The organism is Arthrobacter sp. NQ4 (assembly GCF_029077345.1).
Taxonomy (GTDB): Bacteria; Actinomycetota; Actinomycetes; order Actinomycetales; family Micrococcaceae; genus Arthrobacter.
Genome location: NZ_JARETC010000002.1, coordinates 15,257 through 39,588 on the forward strand (window position 1 = coordinate 15,257; position 24,332 = coordinate 39,588).

23 protein-coding genes and 1 pseudogene are annotated in these 24,332 nt (G+C 64.0%); 13 read left to right on the forward strand and 11 right to left on the reverse strand.

Annotation, left to right across the window (positions count from 1 at the left end):
- Window position 1 precedes the first annotated feature (1 nt).
- The 3 genes from PUN51_RS03890 to PUN51_RS03900 all read left to right on the forward strand — a co-directional run bounded on the left by PUN51_RS03890 (window position 2) and on the right by PUN51_RS03900 (window position 3,503).
- Window positions 2-1,300: a four-carbon acid sugar kinase family protein gene (locus tag PUN51_RS03890; protein WP_275179993.1), complete on the forward strand. Its 1,299-nt coding sequence runs from the start codon at window positions 2-4 to the stop codon at window positions 1,298-1,300.
- 50 nt (window positions 1,301-1,350) lie between these two features.
- A complete protein-coding gene (locus PUN51_RS03895; RefSeq protein ID WP_275179994.1) occupies window positions 1,351-2,394 on the forward strand; it encodes a zinc-dependent alcohol dehydrogenase in 1,044 nt (347 codons plus the stop codon).
- 71 nt (window positions 2,395-2,465) lie between these two features.
- Window positions 2,466-3,503 carry a 2-keto-3-deoxygluconate permease gene (locus PUN51_RS03900; protein ID WP_275179995.1) on the forward strand — a complete coding sequence of 346 codons (1,038 nt, stop codon included), beginning with the start codon at window positions 2,466-2,468 and terminating at the stop codon, window positions 3,501-3,503.
- Between the two features lie 527 nt (window positions 3,504-4,030).
- Here PUN51_RS03900 and PUN51_RS03905 read toward each other — a convergent pair.
- The 8 genes from PUN51_RS03905 to PUN51_RS03940 all read right to left on the reverse strand — a co-directional run bounded on the left by PUN51_RS03905 (window position 4,031) and on the right by PUN51_RS03940 (window position 13,522).
- Window positions 4,031-4,990, reverse strand: a complete 960-nt coding sequence (locus PUN51_RS03905; RefSeq protein WP_275179996.1) for a PfkB family carbohydrate kinase — start codon at window positions 4,988-4,990, stop codon at window positions 4,031-4,033.
- 99 nt (window positions 4,991-5,089) lie between these two features.
- On the reverse strand, window positions 5,090-6,088 hold the full coding sequence (locus tag PUN51_RS03910; protein ID WP_275179997.1) for an aldo/keto reductase family protein: 999 nt from the start codon (window positions 6,086-6,088) through the stop codon (window positions 5,090-5,092).
- Entirely contained in the window at window positions 6,088-7,602 is a 1,515-nt protein-coding gene (locus tag PUN51_RS03915; protein WP_275179998.1) for a glycoside hydrolase family 32 protein, read from the reverse strand. Before PUN51_RS03915 ends, PUN51_RS03910 begins: the two co-directional genes overlap by 1 nt.
- 120 nt (window positions 7,603-7,722) lie before the next feature.
- Entirely contained in the window at window positions 7,723-9,333 is a 1,611-nt protein-coding gene (locus PUN51_RS03920; protein ID WP_275179999.1) for an ABC transporter substrate-binding protein, read from the reverse strand.
- A gap of 90 nt (window positions 9,334-9,423) precedes the next feature.
- Window positions 9,424-10,389 (reverse strand): carbohydrate ABC transporter permease, encoded by a 966-nt coding sequence (locus PUN51_RS03925; RefSeq protein WP_275180000.1) that lies wholly within the window; start codon window positions 10,387-10,389, stop codon window positions 9,424-9,426.
- Window positions 10,390-10,396: 7 nt separating this feature from the next.
- On the reverse strand, window positions 10,397-11,206 hold the full coding sequence (locus PUN51_RS03930; protein ID WP_224025958.1) for an ABC transporter permease: 810 nt from the start codon (window positions 11,204-11,206) through the stop codon (window positions 10,397-10,399).
- 167 nt (window positions 11,207-11,373) lie between these two features.
- Complete coding sequence (locus tag PUN51_RS03935; protein WP_275180001.1) at window positions 11,374-12,417, reverse strand: LacI family DNA-binding transcriptional regulator; 1,044 nt, start codon at window positions 12,415-12,417, stop codon at window positions 11,374-11,376.
- A gap of 181 nt (window positions 12,418-12,598) precedes the next feature.
- Window positions 12,599-13,522, reverse strand: coding sequence for an AraC family transcriptional regulator (locus PUN51_RS03940; RefSeq protein ID WP_275180003.1), 924 nt, complete (start codon window positions 13,520-13,522; stop codon window positions 12,599-12,601).
- A gap of 272 nt (window positions 13,523-13,794) precedes the next feature.
- Between PUN51_RS03940 and PUN51_RS03945 the strand changes: the two genes are divergently transcribed.
- The 7 genes and pseudogenes from PUN51_RS03945 to PUN51_RS03975 all read left to right on the forward strand — a co-directional run.
- On the forward strand, window positions 13,795-15,141 hold the full coding sequence (locus tag PUN51_RS03945; protein ID WP_275180004.1) for an ABC transporter substrate-binding protein: 1,347 nt from the start codon (window positions 13,795-13,797) through the stop codon (window positions 15,139-15,141).
- Between the two features lie 26 nt (window positions 15,142-15,167).
- On the forward strand, window positions 15,168-16,136 hold the full coding sequence (locus PUN51_RS03950) for a carbohydrate ABC transporter permease (protein ID WP_275180005.1): 969 nt from the start codon (window positions 15,168-15,170) through the stop codon (window positions 16,134-16,136).
- A complete protein-coding gene (locus PUN51_RS03955; protein WP_275180006.1) occupies window positions 16,133-17,050 on the forward strand; it encodes a carbohydrate ABC transporter permease in 918 nt (305 codons plus the stop codon). The genes PUN51_RS03950 and PUN51_RS03955 overlap by 4 nt, the downstream gene beginning before the upstream one ends.
- Window positions 17,051-17,081: 31 nt before the next feature.
- Window positions 17,082-18,143: an NAD(P)-dependent alcohol dehydrogenase gene (locus PUN51_RS03960; protein ID WP_275180007.1), complete on the forward strand. Its 1,062-nt coding sequence runs from the start codon at window positions 17,082-17,084 to the stop codon at window positions 18,141-18,143.
- 46 nt (window positions 18,144-18,189) lie between these two features.
- Window positions 18,190-19,185, forward strand: a complete 996-nt coding sequence (locus tag PUN51_RS03965; protein ID WP_275180008.1) for a carbohydrate kinase family protein — start codon at window positions 18,190-18,192, stop codon at window positions 19,183-19,185.
- A gap of 63 nt (window positions 19,186-19,248) precedes the next feature.
- Window positions 19,249-19,398 carry a hypothetical protein gene (locus PUN51_RS03970; protein ID WP_275180009.1) on the forward strand — a complete coding sequence of 50 codons (150 nt, stop codon included), beginning with the start codon at window positions 19,249-19,251 and terminating at the stop codon, window positions 19,396-19,398.
- Between the two features lie 165 nt (window positions 19,399-19,563).
- A pseudogene (locus PUN51_RS03975) lies at window positions 19,564-19,686 on the forward strand (gfo/Idh/MocA family oxidoreductase); the annotation flags it as partial.
- A 111-nt stretch (window positions 19,687-19,797) separates the two neighbouring features.
- Here the strand turns inward: PUN51_RS03975 and PUN51_RS03980 are convergent.
- The gene (locus PUN51_RS03980; RefSeq protein ID WP_275180010.1) at window positions 19,798-21,462 is read right to left on the reverse strand and encodes a phosphodiester glycosidase family protein; all 1,665 of its coding nucleotides are present in this window, start codon (window positions 21,460-21,462) and stop codon (window positions 19,798-19,800) included.
- Between the two features lie 363 nt (window positions 21,463-21,825).
- Here PUN51_RS03980 and PUN51_RS03985 point away from each other — a divergent pair, with 363 nt between their 5' ends.
- Window positions 21,826-22,491, forward strand: coding sequence for a biotin transporter BioY (locus PUN51_RS03985; protein ID WP_224025965.1), 666 nt, complete (start codon window positions 21,826-21,828; stop codon window positions 22,489-22,491).
- Window positions 22,492-22,508: 17 nt separating this feature from the next.
- The gene (locus PUN51_RS03990; protein WP_308209019.1) at window positions 22,509-22,817 is read left to right on the forward strand and encodes a CHY zinc finger protein; all 309 of its coding nucleotides are present in this window, start codon (window positions 22,509-22,511) and stop codon (window positions 22,815-22,817) included.
- Window positions 22,818-22,838: 21 nt separating this feature from the next.
- Here PUN51_RS03990 and PUN51_RS03995 read toward each other — a convergent pair whose 3' ends face one another.
- Window positions 22,839-23,096, reverse strand: coding sequence for a hypothetical protein (locus PUN51_RS03995; protein WP_275180012.1), 258 nt, complete (start codon window positions 23,094-23,096; stop codon window positions 22,839-22,841).
- Window positions 23,097-23,350: 254 nt separating this feature from the next.
- Between PUN51_RS03995 and PUN51_RS04000 the strand changes: the two genes are divergently transcribed.
- Complete coding sequence (locus PUN51_RS04000; RefSeq protein WP_201302463.1) at window positions 23,351-23,929, forward strand: DoxX family protein; 579 nt, start codon at window positions 23,351-23,353, stop codon at window positions 23,927-23,929.
- A gap of 114 nt (window positions 23,930-24,043) precedes the next feature.
- Here PUN51_RS04000 and PUN51_RS04005 read toward each other — a convergent pair whose 3' ends face one another.
- A complete protein-coding gene (locus tag PUN51_RS04005) occupies window positions 24,044-24,301 on the reverse strand; it encodes a ParB family protein (protein ID WP_275180013.1) in 258 nt (85 codons plus the stop codon).
- Between the last annotated feature and the right edge of the window lie 31 nt (window positions 24,302-24,332).

Consider the following 24,332-nt stretch of genomic DNA (forward strand, 5'->3'; position numbering starts at 1 on the left):
CATGCCCGCTTTCGGTTTCGTCGCCGACGACCTCACCGGAGCCGCCGATGTCCTCGCCCAAGCCCACCGTTATGGGCTCGAAGCCGCGCTGGTCATCGGGGACGCCCCACTGCCCTCGGACACCGACGTCGTCGGGTTCGCCGGGCCCGCCCGTTCCCTGTCCGGCACGGCCTTCGACAACCTGGTCATACGTGACCTTGCAGGCATCGCCACGCTGAACCTGGAAGTGCTGCTCTACAAGGTCTGCTCCACCTTCGACAGTTCCACCACCATCGGGAGCATCGGCCGCGGCATCCAACTGCTCCACCAGCAGTTCCCGCTGCACGGACCCATCCCGGTAGTCCCGGCCCAACCCGCTTTCGGCCGATACACCGCCTTCAGCAACCATTACGCAACCTACGCAGGCAAGATCTACCGGCTGGACCGTCACCCGGTCATGTCCCGCCACCCTTCAACGCCCATGTCCGAAGCAGACCTGCGTCAGGTCCTGGCTGAACAGTTCGGCGACGACGAGGTACCGGGGGCCATCCATCTGCCGGCTTATGACGACGGAACCTTCAAGGACGCCTGGGCGGACCGGAGGCGGGAACCCGGGGCGCAGGCCTTCGTGGTCGACGCCGTCGACGAACACCACATGGACGCCGTCGCAGAAGCACTTACCCGGGAAGAACACGGTCACGGTCCCTCGATCGTGGTCGGATCCGGGGGCATCATGGCCGCGCTGGCCCGGTCCAATTCGGACCAGGCTGCACGCACCCCCGGCCCGCAGAAGCCCTCAGGACCCGTGGTGGCCGTCAGCGCCTCGGCCTCCAGTACCACAGCGGAGCAGATCAACGACGCAACCTCCAATGGCTGGGAGGACGTCCCGGTCCCTGCCGAGCTGCTGCAGCGCGACGACCCCGCATTGGTTGCGGCTCTGGATGAGCGGGTTTCCGCCGCGCTCCAGGCAGGGCGCAATGTCGTCGTTCACACCACCCGCGGCGCGGCAGACCCACGCTACGGAGCAAGCACACCAGTGGACGCCGGCTACGTAGGCACCTTGATCGGCGGCATCGCTGCCCGCATGGCCGTTGCCGGGCTCACGCGGGACATCGCCGTCTGTGGCGGCGATACCTCCAGCCACGCACTCATCGCCATGGGCGTGCGCCAACTCCGGGTATCGGACCAGTTCGTCACCGCCGGCCCCATCCTCCGCGCCGATGGCGCCTCCGCAGTCAGCGGATGCCGGCTGCTGCTCAAAGGCGGACAAGTGGGACCCACCGACATCCTGCGCCGCTTCGCCGGCCAGCTCCCCAGCTGACACACACAAATTCCCTCCACGCATCAAGAACCAGTGAAAGGCGGCCCCCAATGCGGGCAGTAGTCAAAAACGCAGCCGAACGAGGCGTCACTTACGTCACGGACGCCGGCGACCCCAAAGCAACAGAAGGCTCCGTCGTCATCGAAGTCGGCGCAGCCTCCCTGTGCGGCACGGACCGTGAACTCTACGAATGGACCCCCTCCGCCCAGGCCTTCAACCTCAACCTCCCGGTCATCCTCGGCCACGAAGGCGCAGGAACCATCGTCGAGGTTGGCCCCGGCGTCACCGGCCTGAACGTGGGCGACCAGGTCGCCCTCGAAAGCCACCTGACCTGCGGCCAATGCTTTCCCTGCCGCACCGGTGACGCCCACACCTGCGAACGCACCGGCATCCTCGGCATGCACATCGACGGCGTCTTCGCCGAATACGCAGCCGTCCCCCAGGACATCTGCGTCAAACTCCCCACCGGCCTGTCCCTCGAATCCGGTGCCCTACTCGAAGCCGCCGGCGTCGCCGTCCACGCCATCCAGCGCGCCAACTACTCCGTCGCGGGCAGGGCAGTGCTCGTCAGCGGCGCAGGCCCCGTCGGCCTTGTTGTTGTAAACCTGGCACTGCTCATGGGCGCCTCCCACGTCATCGCCGTCGACCCCAACCCCTACCGCCGCGCGCAAGCCGAAAAGCTCGGCGCGACCGCCCTTCACCCCAACGACGGCATCGTTGAGCGCTGCCGCGAACTCACCAGCCGCCGTGGCGGATTCGACGTTGCCTTCGAATGCTCCGGAGCCCCGGGCACCCTGACTACTCTCTTCGAAGCCGTCCGCCGCGAGGCCACCGTCATCACCGTCGGACACCCCAGCCGCCCGGCAGAGGTCGACATCGCCGCCTACATCAACAAAAAGGGCATCACCCTGCGCGGCATCTTCGGCCGCAAGCTCTGGGAAACCTGGGAACAGAGCCTGCTGCTGCTGGACTCAGGAAAGCTCGAGCTCGACTGGCTCATCACCCACCGCAAGAAGCTCAGCGAGATCGACGACGCAGTGGAACTGCTCACCGGCGACGCCTGCAAAGTCCTGCTCATCCCTGGCCTCGGCTAACCCCACAAGCAACGGAACTGACGGACCGAACCGCAGTTCCCAACCGCTCAGCTATTCAACAGGAGAAATCAATGTCGATTCCCATCAAGAAAGCTCTGGAGAAGGTCCCCGGCGGCATGATGCTGGTGCCCCTCGGCATCGGTGCCGTCATCCACACCCTGGCCCCGGACGCCGGTAAGTTCTTCGGATCCTTCACAGGAGCCTTCTTCACCGGCCTGGCGCCGCTGCTGGCCGTGTTCTTCGTCTGCCTCGGCGCCACTCTCGAGGTCAAATCAACGCCCTACATCCTCAAAAAGGGCGGCGTGCTCCTCGGCTCCAAAATCCTCTTCGCGATCCTCATCGGCGTGATCGCCGGGCGCTTCCTCGGCGAGGCCCCCATCGACTCCGGAATCCTCGCCGGCCTGTCCACCCTCGCGTTGGTTGCTGCCCTGAACGACACCAACGGCGGGCTCTACATCTCCCTCATGGGCCAGTTCGGCCGCAAGCGCGACGCTGGCGCCTACTCCATCCTGTCCTTGGAATCGGGTCCCTTCCTGACCATGGTCACCCTTGGCATCGCCGGCCTGTCAGCCTTCCCCTGGCAGGCACTCGTCGGCGCCATCCTCCCGCTGGCCCTGGGCATGCTCCTCGGGAACCTGGATAAAAATATGAGGAGCCTCCTGGCCCCACTGGTACCGGCCATGGTCCCGTTCCTGGGCCTGGCCCTCGGCCTGACCATCAACCTCAACGCAGTCGTTGAAGCAGGCCTGCTCGGCATCGCACTCGGCCTGTTCGTGGTCTTCGTCGGCGGAGCAGTGCTGCTCCTCGCCGACAAACTCACCGGTGGCGACGGCGTCGCCGGCCTCGCCGCAGCAACCACAGCCGGCAACGCAGCCCTCGTCCCCGCCATCATCGCAACAGCCAACCCTGTCTACGCCCCGGCCGCCGACCACGCCACCGTCCTCGTGGCAGCATCAGTCGTCGTCTCCGCTGTGCTCTGCCCGATCGTAACGTCAGCATGGGCAAAGCGACTTCAGAAAAGGGCCCGTCTCCAGGAGTCAGACGACAACTCCCGCGAACAGGAGGCACCAACTCCCAAGCACGCAGGTAGTACTCCGGAACTGACCTAGCAGTACTAAAGGAAATGAGCGGGGCGTGCACAGAGCACGCCCCGCTTCCTTATATCCACATCTGTCCCTACTGAAGCTGGGCACCAGGCGGAATACCAGTATGAAAGGAACAACAATGATTGCGGAGGCACAAATGGCTGACTTGTCGACGGTGACAGTCGGAGCCCGCCCATTGAGCTATCACAACTGGGTCCACCTAAACCCCGGCGACCGAGTGCTTGTGAAACGACACGGATTCGCACCCGAACAAGGCACCTTGGACGAAATCAGCGAGGACGCCAGCTACTTCTGGGTCTGGATCGACGGCCAAAGCCGAATCCTGATCTTCCACGGCGACGGAGCAACCATCCACAAACAGCTTGGCTAGAGGTTCCCTTTCGCATTCCTGGGTGAGTACCAAGGCGCGTCGGTTTGCCAGGAGCCCACCTGGTTACCGGGAGCGGCTCTGCGCGCTGGGGCTCACGTCGTCAGCGCGGCAGCATGACTTGAACTTGGTCCGTGATGTCTTGACGTAGGAAGTTGCTGCTCTATGCGGATGCTCCATGTGTAAGTGAGGGTAGCTCGACAGCAGATGTCAGTTCGTCCAGGGTCGGCGGCTTCGCTCCGGGGCGCTGCACGGTGATCGCCGCTGCTGTGGCTGCGGTTCGTCCGAGTTGCTCCATGACGGTGGGGGCGAAGCCTTCGGTGCCGCGGGTGAGGAGGCCCATAATGAGTGCGGCCATGAAAGAGTCACCGGCGCCTATGGTGTCCGCGACCGTGGCTTTGACGGCGGGGATGGTGATGCGTGCGTCCGAGGAGGTGAACTGGGAGCCTTCGGCTCCCTTGGTGATCACTGCCAACCCGGCGCCCAGTCGGAGGATGTGGTCAGCGGTTTCCTCCAATGTTCGCCGGGGGTAGAGCCAGCGGGCGTCCTCGTCGCTGAGTTTGACGACGTCGGTCAGGGAGACGAGTTCTTCAAAGATCCCCTTCGCTTCGGCGTGGCTGCCGAGCAGGGAGGGCCTGATATTCGGATCGTAGGTGATGGTGGACTGCGTGTGGGCTTGTTCGAGCAGGGCTTTGACCGCACCGGCCCCGGGGTCCAGGAAGGTGGCTATGGAACCGGTGTGCAGAATTTTGGGAAAGCAGGCGGGCGTAGTTGTTGGCAGGTCCCAGTGGATGTCGAAGTCGTATGCGGCGGATCCGCCGGGTGCAAGGGTTGCTGTTGCTGTTGCCGTGCGGGTGAGGGATTTTGATCCGGGCAGGAGAGCTACTCCTGCCCGCCGGAGGTGGTCCTCTATCGATACTCCCCGGGCGTCGGGTGCGATGGCCGTGAGCAGGCCGGTATGCACGCCAAGACGTCCGAGTCCGTAGGCCACATTGGCGGGAGATCCGCCGGGATGCTCCACCTGGCTGTCCGGGGTGGTGACCACGTCGATCAGTGCTTCACCGACAACGACGGCGTCAAGGGGCTTCTGGGCTTCTTGGCGGGCTGCTTTGAGGTGTTCCATGCTGTGCCTCTCGGGACAGGAGTCGGGGTCATCTGGCGGTCGTGGTCGGACCGCGGAAGGCGGCGCCGAATCGTGGGTCCAAGGTCTGGCTGTCAGTTTTCAAGGGCGCGTAAGGAAGGACTCGACCTTTTCCGGGTCCCTCTCGACCACGGGGCCGAGGATCTCATCGGCTTCTGCGAGCAGCTTCGGGTCCAGCCTTGCCCCGGACGCCTTCGTGTTGTCGACGAGTTGTTCGGGGCGTGAGGCGCCGACAATCGCCGCGGACACGTTGGGGTTCTGCAGTACCCAGGCGACGGCGAATGCCGACATGGACAGTCCGGCTTCCGCGACCAGCGGCAGGAGTCGCTGGACGCGGGTGAGGATGTCGTGGCCAAGAAAGCGGTGGTCATCCTTGAGCTTTCCGTCCGGGCCGCGGAAACGGGAGCCCTGTGGAACTGCTTGCCCGGGTGCGTATTTGCCGGTGAGGACTCCCTGGGCGAGGGGAGACCAGCAATTTTGTCCAATCCCCAGGTCCTCGCTGAGGGGGACAACCTGTGCTTCGATGACGCGCCAGAGCATGGAGTACTGGGGCTGGTTGGAGACGAGCTGAACGCCGTGTTCCTTTGCCAGGGCAGCCCCGGCGCTGATTTCGTCGGCCGTCCATTCGGACACTCCGATGTAGTGTGCTTTTCCGGCCCTGACGATGTCGGCGAAGGCCTGCATGGTCTCTTCCAGCGGCGTCTCGTAGTCGTAGCGGTGTGCCTGGTAGAGGTCCACGTACTCGGTCTGGAGCCGGCGAAGGGAGCCGTTCATTGACTCCATGATGTGTTTGCGTGAAAGGCCGCGGTCGTTTCGGCCTTCGCCGGTGGGGAAGTAGACCTTGGTACAGATTTCAACGCTCTCGCGCCTGACCCCCGCAAGTGCCTCGCCGAGAGTTGATTCCGCCCGGGTTCCGGCGTAGGCGTCGGCGGTGTCGAAGGTGGTGATTCCCAGGTCCAGAGCCTGCTGGACACAAGCGGTGGCGGTGTCCTGGTCGATTTGCTCTCCGTGGGTGTACCAGTTGCCGTAGGCGATCTCGCTGAGGTACATGCCGGACGAGCCAAGCTTGCGGTATTCCACTACGCGTTGCCCTGTCCGACTGCAGTCAGCTGTAGAAGTGCCTCGGCTGAACCGTTGGCGGAGAACAGGGTGATGGCCGTTTGGGCCGGGTCCGGGAAGATCAACTCGGTAAGAGTCACGAGGCCGTCCTGCGCGAAGACCTCGACGGAGCAGTGGTCAATAAAGATCCGCAGCGTATAGCTACCGTCCAGTGCCCGCAAGGGTGCTTTGCTGACAGAAGGAAATGCCGGGTGGAAGCCGGAGTCGCCGGAGTTCGTCCGGTCCAGCACCAGTTCGCCTGCTCCAGGGCTGATGCTGATCCGGGTGCCGGAGGACCCGGCCGCTCCGTCAGGTGCGCCACGGACCACGAGACCAAATTCGCGGGCCGTTCCGGGCGTAAAGGTGACGTCGACCAGCTGCACTGCTGCGCCGCCGTCGACCGCCACCGTCCCGCTCAGGGACACCCGCTGTGCCGGCCCGGGCCGCGACCCTGCGGTGCACTCGGGGGCTGGTTGTTGCACAAGCCGCGGCTGTCCGTCCACCATGGCCAGGGAAACTTCCCGGACAAGGCTCATGGGGCTGCGCCAGGGGGAGGTGGGAATCTGGTTGGCATATTGCCAGTTGTTCATCCAGCCGATCATGAGCCTTCGGCCGTCCGGGACGTTGCTGAAGGACACGGCAGCGTAGTAGTCCCGGCCCCAGTCCAGCCACTGGTACTGATCTACCAGCCCGGGGTCCTGCATGCCCTCGGTGAGGGTCGTTTCGGAACGGAAGCTCACGCCGTCGAACTCTCCCACGAAGTACTGTCCGGCGGAGCCCCCGTTGGGGCCGCCGGGGTTCATGTTCACGGTAAGAACCCATTTTGTGGTCCCGGGAAGACCGTCGACCGGCAGCTCGAAGAGGTCGGGGCATTCCCAGATCCCGCCGGTGCCGTTTGCCGGACCGAAGGTGCTCAGGTAGTCCCAGTGACGGAGGTCGTCGGAGCGGTAGAGAAGCACGGCGAAATCGTGGGCTTCGACGGCGGCCATCACCCAGTAGCTGCCGGCCGGGCCGTTGTAGCGGAAGACTTTGGGGTCGCGGAATTCGGGGGAGTTCCTGGTCAGGACAGGGTTGCCCGAGTATTTGGTCCAGGAGTAGCCGCCGTCGATGCTCCAGGCGAGGGACTGGGCCTGGATGCCGGGATGGGCCGAACCGAGCTTGTAGGCACTGGTGTAGATGGCCACCAGTGGTGCAACGCCTCCCACGCCGAAACCAGAGGAATTCCCATGGTCCACCACGATGCTGCCCGAAAAGATCTCCTCAATGTCGTCACACGGGATGGCGACCTGATGCTCTTCCCAGTTGACGAGGTCGGTGGAGGTGGCGTGCCCCCATGACATGTTGCTGTGGATGTTCCCGAAGGGATTGTTCTGGTAGTAAAGGTGGTACATGCCCTCATGGAAAACGAGGCCGTTGGGATCGTTGAGCCAGGTGTCCTTGGCCGTGTAGTGCATCGCAGGGCGATAAGCCTCAAGGGTGGGCGCAACGGTGTTCATGGAGCAGGTCTCATTTCATGGATGTGGCCCGTTCGCGTGGGGCCGGAAGATTTGATTGGGGGCAGGCCGGGGACCGGGCACGGACGTTCCGTGCCCGGTCCGCTGTGGGAAATCAGATGGTCAGGAGTTGTTCTTGAACCGGTTGTATGCCTGCTGGTAAACGTCGATCATTGTGTCGACGCCGACGTTCTTCAGCTGCGAAACGTAGCCGTCCCACTCCTGGTCGATGCCGCCGGAGACAATCCATTTAGCGGTGTTCTGCTTCACGAGAGTGGCAACGTCGGTCTCAATGGTGCTGATCTGCTGGAGTTCTTCGTTGGAGAGCGCCACTGGCGGGTATCCATCGTTTGCGGCGAACGGCTTGTAGTTTTCTTCAACCGTCTTCTGCCGTTCAGCGGCCCGGGGCTCGGGCGCTACGACTTTCTGGAAGTTTTCTGCGGTGTTGGCCTTGGGTCCTCCCGGTGCCACTTTTTGGCGCCGTTCGCCTTCACTCATACCGGCCGGCGCCGGAATCTGGGTCAGCAGGCCGGTTGCCGGGTCTTTCTGCAGGGTCTCGCCGATGGGGCCCCAGTTGGCCTGGGCTGACTGGATGGGGTCATAGAGGTTGTCGGCCCAGCGCATGGTTGCGGCAGGGTACTTATCGGCCCGGGTGATAGCGAAGGCTCCGCGGGCGATTTCCTGGTTATTGGACTGGCTGGCCAGCCTCTTGCCATCCACCCCCTCGAGCACGGGCAGCAGTTTGTAGTCGCCGGCGCGGTCAGCCCCGACCATTTCCTTGATTTCCCACCAGACGAAGGAGCCGAGGTTTTCTGTTCCGGCCTTTCCCTTGGCCAGGTAGGCCTTGTCATCCTGCGAGAAGGATTCGGGATCGATCAGGCCTTCCTGGTACCACTGGTGCAGGGTCTGGATTGCTTTCTTGTAGCCGTCCTGGGTGGCCGTGTAGATGACTTTGCCGTCCTGGACGATGCGGTGGTCCATGTTGTCCGGAACGCCGCCAAGAGCTGCGATGAGGTCGACGATGTCCCCGCACCAGGAACTGGGCATGAAGCTCAAGGGGATGGTCTTGCCGGTGCCCGAGGCGTCCTTGGTTTTGAAGGCGAGCAGGGCGTCGTGCAGTTCGTTCACGGTCTTCGGCATCGGGATGCCGAGCTTGTCCAGCCATGCGGTATTGATGGCCATCTCGTTGGGGAATTGGACCAGGCCAAGTTCCTCGATGGAGGGCAGCGAGTAGATGTGGCCGTCAGATGAAGTGATGGCGGCCTTGATGTCCGGCCGCGCCGCGAGAAGTTTGGAAAGGTTGGGTGCGTTCTTCTCGATGAGGCCTTCGAGCGGAATGAGTGTGCCGTTTGCTGAGTAGGTGCCGATTTCGGCGTCGGTAAGGCCGCTGTTGAAAAAGGCGTCAGGGAGGTCGCCGCTGGCCAGGATCAGGTTCTTCTTTTCCTTAAAGACAGTCTCCGGGAGGTTCTGCCAGTCGATGTGGATGTTGGTGTCCTTTTCCCACTGCTGCACCAGGGTCATGGTGCTGTAGTCGGGAGCGAGGGCGGTCTTTGTTCCGGAGAACTTCAGGGTCAGCTGGTTCTTGACGATGGGGAAGCCGGTTTCCTGGAACCCGGCTTCTGCCGAGGAGTCCTTGATGTCGCCGGTTCCCTTGGAGTTGCCCGAGCATGCGGTGAACAGCATCGTTCCTGCCATGAGGGTGCCTAGGATGGCGAGTTTGCGGCTTGTAGCCATGGGTCGTTTCCTTTTCTTGTTTTGCGGGGGAGGGGTGATACCGGCGGAAGGTGGGTACCGCCGTCGGGCGTTTGCTTCCGGTTCCGGGGCCTAGCTCTTGACGGCGCCGATCATGGTGCCTTTGGTGAAGTGTTTTTGCATGAAGGGCAGCGCGATCATCAGCGGCAGGCTGGAGACGACGATCATGGCGTACTTGGTCAGCTCACCGATGCGCTGCGCGGCGGCGTAGGACTCGATGTCGCCGCCGGTGGTGCCGGCGGAGGAGACATCGGACTGGATGAGGATGTTTCTCAGCACGAGCTGCAGGGGGTACTTGGTGTCGTCGTTGAGGAAGATCAGGGCGTCAAAGAACGAATTCCAGTGCGCCACCACATGGACCATGATCATGAGCATGATGAGCGGCTTGGACAGGGGGAGCACCATCTTGAAGAAGAAGGTGAAATCGTTGGCGCCGTCCATCTGGGCAGCTTCCCGGAGCTCCCCGGGGATGGTGTTCTCGAAGAAGGACCGGGCGATAATCAGGTTCCAGACTCCCACTGCCCCTGGCAGCACGACTGCCCAGACAGTGTCCAGCATGCCCAGGTCCCGCACTACCAGGTACTTGGTGATCAGGCCGCCGTCGAAGAACATGGTGATGACGAAGAGCAGCATCAGGAACTTCCTGCCCGGCATGTCCTTGCGGGACAGCGCGTAGGCACCGAACAGGATAGTGGTCACGCTGATCGCCGTCCCCAGGACCGTATAGATGACCGTGTTGCCCAGGCCATTCCAGATCCGGCTGTCCGCGAGGATCCGCTGGTATCCCTCCAGCGTGACCCCGGAAGGGAACAGCCACACTTTGCCTTCGTAAACGGCGTTGGGATCGCTGATCGAGGCGATGAGGATGAAGTACAAGGGATAGACGACGGCGACGATGGACAGCGTCAGGATGGTGACGGACGCGATGTTGAAGGCGGAGTCGGCCCATTTGTCGCGGAACGACGTCGACCGCCTGCGAAGGGGTTGGGGTTGATTGACGGGGGCCGGGGCGGCCACGGCTTCGGTGTTCAGGGACATGACGGCATCACCACAGGGTTGCTTGGTTGGCCCGGCGCGCTACCCAGTTGAAGGTCAGCAGCAGCACGAGGTTGAGGACGGAATTGAACAGGCCTATGGCGGCCGAGTAGCTGAACTGCGCCTGCTGCAGGCCTGCGTGGTAGACGTACGTTTGGATGATTTCCGACGTCGGCAGGTTCAGGTTTGTTTGCATCAGCAGGGCTTTTTCGAATCCCACGTTGAGCAGGTTTCCGATGGCGAGGATGAACAGCACCGTTATGACGGGCATGATGCCGGGCAGGTCGACGTGCCGGATGCGTTGCAGCTTGGAGGCGCCGTCAACCTTGGCGGCGTCATGCAGTGCGGGGTCGATCCCGGACAAGGCAGCCAGATACACGATCATGGAAAAGCCCGCGTTTTGCCACACATCTGAAATGACGTAGACGGGCCGGAACCACTCCGGGGAGCCCATGAAGAACACCGGTTGGCCGCCTGCCAGTTGAATGGCGTTGTTGACCAGGCCCGACCGCGGGGAAAGCAGGACGAACATGATGCCCACAACGACCACCGTCGAGATGAAGGCCGGCGAATAGAGCACGGTTTGGGTGAACTTCTTGAACCGTTCGCTCTGGAGTTGGTTGACCAGGAGCGCGAGGATGATCGGAATGGGGAAGGCCAGCAGCAGGCCCAGGACAGCGATCCAGAGGGTGTTACCAACCACCTGGCTGAACTGGTAGGAGTTGACGAACCGAATGAAGTGCTGCAGTCCAACCCAGGGGCTTCCGGTGAATCCATCCACCGGGTTGTAGTTGCGGAAAGCTATTTGTACCCCGTACATCGGCCAATACTTGAAAACTGCGATGTAGAGGAGCGACGGGATTAGTAATACGTATAACTGCCACGCCCTCGCCACTCTCTTCAGGCGCAGCGAAAAGGCCTTCCGTTGGCGCGTTCGAGCCGGGGACGCCGGGGGCGCTGCCGGCGTGGGCCGAGCCAGGACGCGGCTCATGGCTTCTCCTTTGGGTGTGTCACTGAGTTCCGTTCAATCAGCGGGCAGGTCATGAACTCGACCCGCCCGTCAGGTTGGGCACGCTGCAGGATGAGGTCAACGGCACGGCGCCCCATCTCGACAAAAGGCAGCTCTAGAGTGGTGAGTCCCGGCCTCAGGTGCGGGGCCAGAGTCTCCTGGTTGTCGAAGCCCACGATGGATACATCGCCGGGGATCGAAAGGTGCAGCTCCGCGGCGGCCTGGTAGGCCCCCCATGCGGTGCGGTCATTGGCGCAGAAGATGGCGGTCGGGGGCTTGCCGGATGTCAGCAACTCCGTCGCATAGGTGAAACCGTCGTCTTCGTTGCCGGTGCCGAAGCGGACCAGCTCCGATGACACCGGGATGCCGGCCTCGGTCAGTGCTTTGGTGTAACCGTTGAAGCGTCCCACGGCTGCGGGGAGTTCACTTTCCAGGGCTTCGATGTTGATCATCGCTACCTGCGTATGTCCGGCTTCGATGAGGTGCCGGGTGGCGGTGTAACCCCCCAGTTCCTCATCCGGGGCGACGCTGGGAAGGCGCAGCTTTCGGTCCTGGGAATTCAGCACCACCGAGGGGACGGCCTCCAGCGCCTCGGGGACATCGAGCCGGCGGTGGTACATCCCCGCGTAAACGACGCCGGCAACCTTGTAGGAGAGCATGGAATCCAGCGACGCTGATTCCAGTGTTTTGTCCCCGCCGGTGTTCATGGTCAGCAGAAGCAAGCCGTCTTCCCATGCGCGTTCCTGTGCACCTTCAATGATCTTTCCTGCGAAAGGTGTGGTGGCAACGGCGTCACCAAGGAACCCGATGATTCCGGAAATACCTTCCCGGAGGGTTTTGGCGTGGGCGTTAGTACGGTAGCCAAGCTGCTGCACCGCGTCCTTCACCCGCTGGCGGGTTTCGTCCGAGAACCTGGAACCGGACGCTGAATTCAGGACCAGGGAGACGGTGGCCTGGGAAACTCCTGCGGCAGCCGCCACGTCATGCATGGTGGGTCCGGAGTGGGGGCGGGACCGGGCCATGGGCACCTCCTTGGGCCGTTAGTTATGCGTATCAGTTATTCGTATAACCGACAGAAAGAACAGTAACCTGCACCACACGGCGGCGTCAAGATGTTACTTATTCAGCCTGCACGCGGGGTCCCAGTGTTTGCAGGGCATGGAATGTGGGAGGCGGCATTCTCATCCCAAACAGGCCGCACTCTCATTTCTGTGTGCGTTGGCGGTAGTGCCGCGGGGTTTCTCCCGTGTCGTTGAGGAAGTGTCGGTTGAAATTGGAGAGGTTGGTGAAGCCGACTTCATAGCAGATGTCTGACACCGCCTTATCGCTGCGCTCGAGCAGGCGCCGGGCATGTGCCAGCCGCAGTTTCCGGACCAGGTCACTGAAGTTCTGTCCGGTGGCGCGCTTGAAGTACTTGGAAAAGGTGGGCTCCGGCATCCCCACCAGGGCAGCAGCCTCAGACATCCGGACGCTGCCGGAGTGATTGCTGAACACGTACTCCAGGACAAGGTCGACGACGGCGGCGGCCTGTCCGTCCAGCTGCGGCCTGAACCATTCTTCCGCGAGATACCGGCGGTCACCTTCCGGCGCCGCGGCAAGGAGTGCGAACAATTCAAACAGGTGCTGGAGGCGCTCCAGGCCGGTGGTCTGGCCCATGGCCTCAATGGCCACCGCCGCTGCCGCTGCGGTTTGTCCCAGGAATTCGATGCCACGCGCTGACTGTTCGAGCAACGGACGGACCTCGGCCAGCTCGGGGACCACGCCGGACGCCTGCTCCACCCACTTCCCGTCGAACTGGATGACAGCGTCCCGGTTCTCCAGTACTTCGTCCGGCTCCAGGTCGCTGACCCAGTCGTGCGGCAGGCCAGACCCCACGATCGACACGTGGCCGGCCTCAAAGGTGCCGATGTGGTCGCCGACGATGAATTTTCCGGTGCCCTTGCGGATGAGGTGGATCTCGTACTCAGGATGGTAGTTCCACCGTGCCAGCGGGCTTGGGTAGCTGTGCTGGTGCCACCGCACCGAGTGGTTGGGATCCGGGGGAATCACTTCGCGGTTGGCCCGCATGCCCAGAAGTCTTTCGGCCAGCCGGGCAGTCGCTTCCTCGGCATCATCCACTGTGGCCATGGCAGTCTCCGTGTATCCGGTGGTTATGAATTTTGGACAGCATCCCCTGAGCCCTCACCAGCGTACCGGCTGATGAGGCTTATCAGATCGGAAAATAAGTATCAGAAACGGGCAACGGTGACGCTAGTTGTGGCACATCCCGCACACCTACTGTTGAGGAACAAGAGCACGGCACCGGGATCCCGGAGGCCGGCCGCACACCAGACCGGCACCCTGACGCAGCAGTCGGGTGCATCTGCCCTGAATCTTCCTGAAGAACAAAGGAGTCCTTAATGCGCCCGAAAACGCGCGCTGCCGTCCTGTCCGCCGGAGCCCTCTGCATCGCTCTGGGCGCCACGGCCTGCGCGGGTGCCGGCGGAGGCAATTCCGCCGGCAACCCCAACAGCATCAACGTCCTGATGGTCAACAACCCCCAAATGGAGGACCTGCAGAAGCTCACCGCAGACAACTTCACCAAAGAAACCGGCATTAACGTCAACTTCACGATCCTGCCGGAGAACGACGTCCGGGCCAAGATCAGCCAGGAGTTCTCCAGCCAGGCCGGTCAATACGATGTCGCATCGCTGTCCAACTACGAAATCCCGTTCTATTCCGCCAACGGCTGGCTGGCACCGCTGGACAGCGTGGCCAAGGACCCCGGCTTCGACCAGGCGGATATCCTCCCCGCCTACACTGCTTCCCTCACCGGTACGGACGGCAGGCTCTACGGCGAACCGTTCTATGGTGAATCGTCCTTCCTGATGTACCGGAAGGACATCCTCGAGGCCAAAGGTCTCACCATGCCGGACAAACCCACCTGGGACCAAGTGGCCGACATCGCGGCGAAAGTAGACGGCGCAGCACCCGGCATGAAAGGCATCTGCCTGCGCGGCCAGCCCGGCTGGGGCCAGGTCTTCGCGCCCCTGACCACAGTGGTGAACACCTTTGGCGGCACCTGGTTCGACAAGGACTGGAATGCCCAGGTCAACAGCCCGGAGTTCACCGCCGCCACCGAGTTCTACACCAACCTGGTCCGCCAACACGGTGAAGCAGGAGCCGCCCAGGCAGGCTTCACCGAGTGCCTGAACAACATGAGCCAGGGCAAAACGGCCATGTGGTACGACGCCACCTCGGCCGCGGGTGCCCTTGAAGCCGACTCCTCTCCGGTCAAAGGCAAAATCGGCTACGCCCAGGCTCCCATTAAGGAGACCAAGTCCTCGGGCTGGCTCTGGACCTGGTCCTGGGCCATGCAGGCCGCCTCCAGGAAACAGGATGCCGCCGGGAAGTTCGTAGCCTGGGCCAGCTCCAAGGACTACGAACATCTCGTGGCATCCAAGCTCGGCTGGGCCAAAGTCCCCTCCGGCAAACGCGTCTCCACCTATGAAAATGCGGAATTCCAGAAGGCTGCCCCCTTCTTCACCGCGGAGCGGTTCGCCATCGAGAACGCCGATCCCAAGAACCCCGGCACCCAGCCGCGACCCGCCGTCGGAATCCAGTTTGTGGGCATCCCCGAGTTCGCTGCCCTGGGCACAAACGTTTCGCAGGGCGTCAGTTCCGCCATCGCGGGGCAGGGCACGGTGGCGGACGCTTTGGCCAAGGGCCAGGACGCCGCCCAAAAAATCGGCAACAAGTACAAGTAGCACCAACCGAACCGCAGGAGAATCCCATGACTACCGCAACGGCGCGTATCTCCCGACCGGGACACACCGCAGCCAAACCCACACGACGTGCGCCATCCCGTGAACGCGCCATGGCCTGGGCACGGCGTGCGCCGCTGCTCCCGGCCCTGATCTTCCTCATCGTGGTAACCCAGCTTCCTTTCGTGGTGACGTTGTTCATCTCGTTCCTGAACTGGAACAGCCTTAGCCCCAGCAAGACGGCCTTCGCCGGGCTGGAAAACTACATCACCGTCCTCACCGACCCGGACCTGCGGCAGGCGATCTTCACCACCATCGTCCTCACCGTCTCTGTGGTGCTCGCCAGCCTGCTCATCGGGCTGGGCCTGGCCCTGCTGCTGGACAAGAAGTTCCTGGGCAGGGGATTGGCACGAACCCTGCTGATCGCACCGTTCCTGGTGGTCCCCGTGGCTGCCGCGCTGATCTGGAAGCACGCCCTCCTGAATCCCGCTTACGGGCTGATAAACGGCATCCTCACCTGGCTCTGGTCGCTTTTCGGCAGCAGCGCTGCCCCGCAGCTGGACCTGCTGTCCCAAGCACCCCTCGCAGCCGTCGTCGTCTCCCTCGTATGGCAGTGGACGCCGTTCATGATGCTCATCCTGCTCGCCGGTTTGCAGTCGCGACCCATGGACACAGTGGAAGCGGCCCAAATGGACGGCGCCACACCTTGGGCGATCTTCCGGCACCTGACGCTGCCACATCTGCGCCAGTACCTGGAACTCGGCGGTCTGCTCGGCGCCATCTACATCGTGCAGAACTTTGACTCCGTCTTCACCCTCACGGCGGGCGGCCTGGGCACCGCCAACCTGCCCTACGCCATTTACCAGACGTTCTACTACGCCAACGAATGTGGCCTGGCCTCCGCCGCCGGCGTCGTGGTGGTCATCGGCACCATCATCGTGGCGACCTTCGCACTCCGCACCGTCTTTTCACTCTTCAAGAAGGAGGCAGCACGATGAGCACCCTTACCCCTGCTGCACCGCAGAGCACCCCACCTCGCCCCACAGCGCTGACCACCGGTAACCGCAAGCGCGGTAACACGAGGATGGACCCCACGCGCAACAACACCGCTGCCGGTGTCGCTGCGTGGCTGCTGGCCCTGCTCTTTGCATCCCCGGTGGTGTGGATCATCCTGACCTCGTTCCACTCCGAGACGGATGCGGCCACCAATCCGCCGTCGATCACGGCAAGCCTGACCTTGGACGCCTACCGGGAATTCTTCGGCGAGACGTCCGGCGTCAGCCCGTGGCCGTCCCTGATCAACTCCGCCACCGCATCCATCCTGTCCACGGTCCTGGTCCTGGTGCTGGCCATCCCCGCCGCCTACGCACTCTCCATCCGGCCGGTGAAGAAGTGGACCGATGTCATGTTCTTCTTCCTCTCGACGAAGATGATGCCCGTGGTGGCTGCGATCCTGCCGCTTTACCTGTTCGCCCGCACTGTAGGGGCACTGGACAACATCTGGTTCCTGATCCTGATGTACACCTCCATGAACCTGCCCATCGCGGTGTGGATGATGCGGTCCTTCCTCGCCGAAGTTCCCGAAGAAATGCTGGAGGCGGCCCAAATCGACGGCGCCAACCTCCTGCTGATCCTGCGCAAGGTCATCGCCCCGGTCGCGATGCCGGGCATCGCCGCCACCGCCCTGATCTGCTTCATCTTCAGCTGGAACGAACTGCTCCTTGCCCGCGTCCTCACCGGCGTGGTGGCGGGCACCGCCCCGGTCTTCCTGACCGGCTTCGTGTCCGGGCAGGGATTGTTCCTCGCCAAAGTCTGCGCGGCCGCCGTCGTCATTTCCCTGCCGGTGCTGTTCGCCGGTTTTGCCGCCCAGGACAAACTCGTCCAGGGCCTCTCCCTGGGCGCTGTCAAGTAACGTGCACGCCGCTTTCGAAAGGATCGCTCCGATGACAACTCCCACAACCCGGTTCCGCCCCCGCGCCCACGCGAAACTGCCCGCGACCATGCGGGCCAGCGTCCTGAAGAGCCAGGGCGACATGTCCATGGAAACCTTGCCGCTCCCGCAACCCGATGCGGACCAGGTACTGGTGCAGGTGGCCGCCGTCGGTGTCTGCGGCAGCGACGTCCACTACTACGAGCACGGCCGGATCGGCCCTTACGTTGTGGACCACCCGCTCATCCTGGGCCACGAACTCTCCGGCCGGATCGCCGCCGTCGGCAGCTCCGTTGACCCCGCCCGCATCGGCCAGCGCGTCGCCGTCGAACCCCAACGGCCTTGCCGTACGTGCAAGCAGTGCAAGGCCGGCCGCTACAACCTGTGCCCGGACATCGAGTTCTACGCCACCCCGCCGGTCGACGGCGCGTTCGCCGAGTACGTGACCATCCAGTCGGACTTTGCCTACGACATCCCGGACAGCGTCAGCGACGAGGCCGCCGCCTTGATCGAACCTCTCTCCGTGGGTCTCTGGGCTTGCGAACGCGCCGGGATCAAGCCCGGCAGCAGGGTCCTGATCGCCGGAGCCGGGCCCATCGGCATTATCGCCGCCCAGGCCGCCCGCGCCTTCGGCGCCACCGAAATCTACATCTCCGATATCGCCGAGGACCGGCTCGCGTTCGCCCTCCAGCACGGCGCCACGCGCGCGCTCAACGCGAAGACCGACAGTGTGGAAGGGCTCGACGTCGATGCGTTCATTGACGCCTCCGGCGCACCCCAGGCGGTCCGCGCCGGGATCAAGGCAGTGGCACCCGCCGGCCGCGTCATCCTGGTGGGGCTCGGAGCTGACGACGTGGAGCTGCCCGTCTCCTACATCCAGAACCGGGAGATCTGGCTCTCTGGCGTTTTCCGCTACACCAACACCTGGCCGCTGGCCATCCAGCTGATTGCTGACGGGAAAGTGGACCTGGACATCCTGGTCACCGGCAAATTCAACCTCGCCCAGTCAGAAGAGGCACTTAAGGCCGGCAAGCAGCGTGGACAGCTTAAAGCCGTGGTCTACCCGGGCCGCTAGATCCATGCTCCCGGGACTGATGAAGAGAACTGCGAGGAAGCAAGCCATGACCGATACCGGACCCACACCTGCGCGCCTACCGGCTGAACGGGGAGCCATCGTCACCGTCATTGGTGAATCGCTCGTCGACGTCATCCGGGAAGCCGGACGGACAACTCCGGCCCGGGTCCACGCGGGCGGGAGTCCCCTCAACGTCGCAGTCGGGGTGGCCCGCTTGGGCTTTGCCAGCAATTTGGTGACGCACTACGCCGATGATCAGTACGGTCTCATGATCGAAGAGCACCTCCAGTCCAACGGCGTCGCGGTGATCAGGGGCGGCAGCGCACCGACGTCGACGGCCACCGCAACGTTAGGTGCCCGCGGTGCCGCCGCTTATGCGTTCGACATCAGCTGGGACCTGGCGGGGGCAACACTGCCTGCGTTGGCCGCCGTCGAGACTTCCTCCCATGTGCACGCAGGATCAATTGGGGCTCTACTGGGGCCAGGGGACCAGGCCGTCCTTGGCCTTCTCGAGGCGGCGGGGGAGGGGGCAACGATCAGCTACGACCCCAACTGCCGGCCGGCCATCAGCCCTGATGTCACCGCAGCTCGTACACGGGCGGAACGGTTTGTGGCGGCCAGCGACATCGTTAAGGCCAGCGACGAAGACCTGGCCTGGCTGTACCCCGACCGCAGCCCGGAGGAAAGCCTTGCAGCCTGGCTGGAACTGGGACCGTCCATTGCAGCCCTGACCCGGGGCGCCGCTGGCCCGGTCATCATCACCCGGCGCGCGCGCATTGAAATGCAAGCAGAACCCGTCACCGTGGCTGACACCGTGGGCGCCGGCGACTCTTTCATGGCCGCTGTCATCGCCGGCCTTGCCCAGCTCGGAACGCTTGGGGCAGCCGGAAGACAACGCCTGCAGACGCTGGGCACGGACGAGCTCCATGCCCTGGCCGCATATGCCAACCGGGCCGGCGGGATCACCTGCTCCCGGCCGGGAGCCGACCCTCCCCATACCACTGAACTGGGACCGCTGTCCGCCGCAGCACCAGTGCGGTGACTTCACCCTCCAGGACACATCCACACAGAATTGCGGCCAGTCATAGATAAGGAACCATCTTTCGTGAACTCCGAGCAGCTACAAACCCCCGCACTGAAGGTCAGTGTCGTCGGCATCGGCTGGGCAGGCCAACAGCATTTGAAGGCCTACAGCAGCATCCACGGTGTTGAGACCCTCGCCGTGGCGGGGATGGAAGAGGAGCCCCCTGGCTGAGATTGGCATCCACGTCCTCGACTACGCGCACCACCTGCTGGGCGAACCAAAGGTCCTGAGTGTCTCGGCGACCATCCACGCGGAGCTGTCGGCCAGCCCACGATCTTCACCGGCAAAGACGGGCAGAACGCCGACTACATTCCCGAAGCCCAGCCGGGCCTGGGTCTGGGCGCCATACGTGACGGTCAAGCCCCGTCACCATCGTTCGAGGAGGGGTTGCAGGTCCAGCGGGTCTTGGCAGCCATCGAGGAATCAGCGGCCGCAAAATCGATTGTCGTTCAGATCTGAAAGAGCAGGCAACCGCGCCCGACCCGGCGGCCGTGGCCGTACGGACAGCGGGACAGGGCAAAGAGAGGGAGAGCGGGGCATGTATCCATGCGCCGCTCTCCCTTGGTGTATCTAGTTCTTTCGGCCGGGCAGGAGCAGGAGCGCGTCACCGACGGGGCGTTCGCCGGTGGCGTCCGACGGTGAGTTCATGACCTGGCCACCCTCGACCATGGTGGTGGATCCGCCGCCGTCGAGGTTCATGGCGTTGACCATGCCGAGCGACTTGGCCACGTGTGCTTCCTCGTTCAGGCTCAGGCCCAAGGAGGTGGTTTGGCGGCCGTCGGCGGTGACCAGCAGGGTCCGGCCCTGGGCGTCCACGCCGGCGAAGGTGCGGGGGTTGCGCTTGTGGACCCAGCCGTAGAAGAAGCTGTTGCTGTCGTTGGTCCGGACCATGCCGTCGCGCTTGGCGGTGACGTCCAGCTGGCCGTTCCGGACCAGAGTCGGGCCGCCGTTGACAACGTCCGTAGTCGGCGTGGTGGTCAAGGTTTTGCCATTTTCGGTGAGCAAGTCCGTGTCGACTTTCAGCTTCTTGCCGGGCACGGCCATGGCGGCGAGCTTGTCGACGTCCGAACCGATGGCCTGCAGGGTCTGGCCGCCGGCGGGGACGGCGCTGCCGCGGGTGTGGTTGACCGCGGTGACGGTGCCCTGCGCGTCCAGGACGGCCTCGAGTCCGGGGCCGGCCGGGGTGCTGGGGCCGTATTCGGGGGTGAAGGCGACGATTTCGTTGGCGTCCGTGCAGGTGAAGTCGTGCAGCGGAAGGTTGGTCGGGGTGTCGTCGGTGCCGCCGCAGTTGCGGATGAGCCCGGGCACGCGGTCGATCCCGTCCAGGGGGAGTTCTGCCGACCCGGGCGCGGTGACGGTGCCGTGCCAGTGCAGGCGCTCGATAGTGGTGCCGTTCTTGTCCAGAACCAGGGAAGGCCGGTCGCCGACGGGTTCGCTGAGGACCTTCCCGTCGTGGACTGCGGCTCCGGCTGGGTCCCCTGGGGCGCCTGCTGCCGGGTCCATGGTGAAGAATCCGCCGTTCACCGCTGCCAGCGCACCGGAAGCAGCGGAGAGCTGGCTTGTCGCTTCGCGGTCTTCGAGGTTGGGGCCGAAGGAGGAGCTGAGGTCTCCGTGGAATTCCTTCGGGTCAATGGTGAGGACCTGCAGGTTCCAGGGGCCGCGGTCGTCCTCGCTGGTACCGGCATCGCCGTCCCAGCCTGTGTAGATCACCGAGGCTTTGTAGCCGGCGGCCTTGACCTGGTCGACGGTGGGGGAGCCGTCCGCCTTGGACCCGAACTGGCCCACGCGGACCCGGTAGCCGAGGTCGCCGCCGGCGTCGGCCAGCTGGGGTGACTGGACGTGTTCAACCCGGGCAGTAAGACCGGCGGCGTTGAGCTTGTCTGCGACCATCTGGGCCTGCGACTGGGTGGACAGCGCGGAGGCGGGGGCGTCAGGGTCCGGCGACGTGGAGGGGACCGCGACTTCGGCGGTCCAGAAGAAGTCCTGGTTGGGGGTGCCGCGGGTGATTGTGGCCCGGGTCAGGCCCGGGGCCAGGGTGGTTACGTTGCGGGTCTCGGAGAGGTCCTTGGCGCCGAGGTCCAGGTGGGTGGACGACGGCGCGGCGGCCTTCTGATCGGGAGCCGGTGCCGTGGGTGCCGCGGTGGAGGGGCCTGCGGGGGTGAGGAAGGCGAAGGGGAGGGACACGGCCAGTGCGGTGATGACCGCACGGCGGTGACGATGATTGGGGGTGATCATGGTTACCGACCTTAGGGTGCCTCGAAGTCAGAGCGGGCTCCCACGCGCCGGGGTTAAACATGCTTTCGGCAAGTGTTCATCACGCGTTGGGAAGACCGTGTCCGGATGTTCCGTGCGGCTGTGACGCCGATGAAGTTCCTCGACTCCCCACGCGGCCCCACGCGTCGGCACAAATGGTGTTGATTTCGATGGGTTCCTGGCCGGGGCCAGCGCCGCCCTTCGGTGTCGGCTCGACGGGCCGTCCGCTTTTGTAGTGGTTGGTCCAAAGATCACCGGCATGGTGGTGGCCTCGCTACAAAAAGGCCGGAGGCAGGGCTGTGTAGCCTTCTTCGCAGGACCCAGCCCAACACCACAGGAGGAACCATGACCCGACCGGCGACGCCGAGCCCGGCCCCGTCCCAGTCCCCGGCCCAGGCACCGCGCCCCGCGGCCGGGACCGGACCCCGCACGACCCGCCGGATATGGGATGCGCAGTCACTGGCCCTTATTTCCGTGTTCGCCGCGTTGATCGCAGCCTCGGCGATCGTCCCGGGCATCCCTGTCGGCGGCTTCGGGGTGCCCATCACCCTGCAGACCCTGGCCATCATGGTGACCGGCCTCGTCCTGGGCGGACCGCGTGCCGCAGCCGCTGTAGCGCTGTACCTCCTCCTGGCGTTCGCTGGCCTGCCGATCTTCTCCGGCGGCCGGGCGGGACTGCAGGTCCTCGCCGGCGGATCGGCCGGATACATCGCGGGGTTCATCCTCGCCGCCCTGCTTGTCGGCATGGCCGCGGAGCAGGTCATCCGGCGCGTCCCGGCCAAGCGGCGCGGCCTCTGGTTCTTCCTCTCCGCCGTCGTGGTTACCGTGGTGGCATCGCACCTGCCCGGCGTGCTCGGCATGATGGTCAACCTCAAGCTGTCGTGGCCGGCTGCCTTCGCCAGTGACCTGATCTTCTACCCGGGCGACATTGTGAAGGACGCGGTGGCGTCCGCAGCAGCGGTGGCCGCGCACCGAGCCTTCCCGGACATCCTCGTGCGCCGGGTGAAGTGAGCGGGGCCGGACCCATGATGATTTTCGGCAGGACCGTGGATGACCAAACCCGCTGCATTCACTACCACACCCAGGAAGACGTGATAGCGATCAAGTTCAAGTGCTGTCGTCGGTACTATCCCTGCCATCTATGCCATGAGGAGGCAGATCACCGGGCCCAAACGTGGCCGCGGAACGAGTGGTCCGAGCCGGCAGTTCTCTGCGGTGTCTGCAAAGGTGAGATGTCCATCCATACCTATCTGGCAAGCTCATCGTGCCCCTACTGCGGCGCGCGTTTTAACGAACGGTGTGGCGCCCACACGCACCTGTACTTCCAAACGACGTAACGCCGGGCAACCGGGATGGATTCAAATCTGGCGACTCATCTGCGAGAGGGCCATGATGCAGATCCCGCCGCCAAGCAGGATGAAAATCCCGAGGCCAAAAAGCAGACCCGCGCCCAGTCCGGACGTAGGTGGCCTGACCGCGAGCACACCGGCAAGGGCCAAATAGACCCCGATGGGGATGAAGACTGCAGGTCCCGCGAGGAAGGTCTTGGCCAGCAGGTAGCCGAACAAGCCCAGTCTTGCCAGCAGGATCAGCCACCTGAGCGCATCAGCATTCACTGTCCGCCCTACGCTCCGTCTTGCCCGGCGACGCCAGTCAAAAGTTGACCGATCCACTACACGAAGCCCATGCAGGCCACGAAGATTCCAACTACGGCCATGTCAGCCATCAGCCACCTCGCCCATGACAAAGCCGTCACGTGCGCCGCGGTCGCCGGGCCGTTATCTTTCCAGTCCCCAGCATTCCCCGTCTCCTGAGTCCTAGAATGGCGTCAAGGCTTGATCCCGCACCACTGACCGAAGGGTTCATCAGCGTGAGTAATGAAAATGTAACGCCGGCCGCCACCACGGCGGCCCGTACCCTGTTCCGTGCCGCGCTTGGCGGTGTGCTCGTCGCACACGGGTCGCAGAAACTCTTCGGTTGGTTTGGCGGCGGCGGTATTGAGGAGACCAGCAAGGGCATGGATGCCATGGGCTTCCGCCCTGCGAAGACCAGTGCCATGCTGGCTGGTCTCGGTGAAGCCGGTGCCGGGCTGGCGCTTGCCCTGGGGTTCGCCACGCCTGCGGCGGGAGCGGCCGCTGCTACCACCATGGGGGTGGCGGCCAGTGTGCACGCGCCGAACGGCTTCTTCGCCATGGACGGCGGCCTGGAATACCCCGCAGTGCTCGGGCTCGCGGCCACGTCCTTCGCGATCGGGGGACCAGGGCGGGTTTCCCTGGATGCCCTCACCGGTCATGTTTTGGACAGGCCGTGGATGCGGGCAGTCGCCGTCACTGCCATACCGGTGGCTATCGGTATCCAGATTTACCGTCGCCGCCAGGCGCTTGCTGCGGACCACACGCCTGCCTCGAGCGCCACGCCGGCGGAGGACGGGTCCTCTCAACCGTCCTGAACCAGCATGCCGGTGCGCCACGCCAGCCCCCTCCCTTCTCGCTGCGTGATCCGGCTGCAGTAGTTATCAGGCAGCACGGCAGCCCGGTTGGCACTGGATTCTTGAAGGTCACGGCTACTCCTTGCGCGTCGTAGCCTCACCAAGGGTGGGCCGTCCCCGCCGGAGCTTTCCGGCAGGAATACCGGGCCAGGTCTGACCCTCGTTGTATTTGCGTTGGAGTCGCTTGACTTCCGCCATCGTCGCGGCAACCACGAGATCAGAGAGCGAGGCGTACCCTTCCCCGGGTCCGGCGGCCTGAAGGGCCGCGCGGACCTGCACCAGTACGGAACGGTGGACGAGGGGTCCCACTGTGGCAGTGGTGTAGCGCGCCATTTTGCCGGCCGTGCTCTTCGCGGTTCCCTGC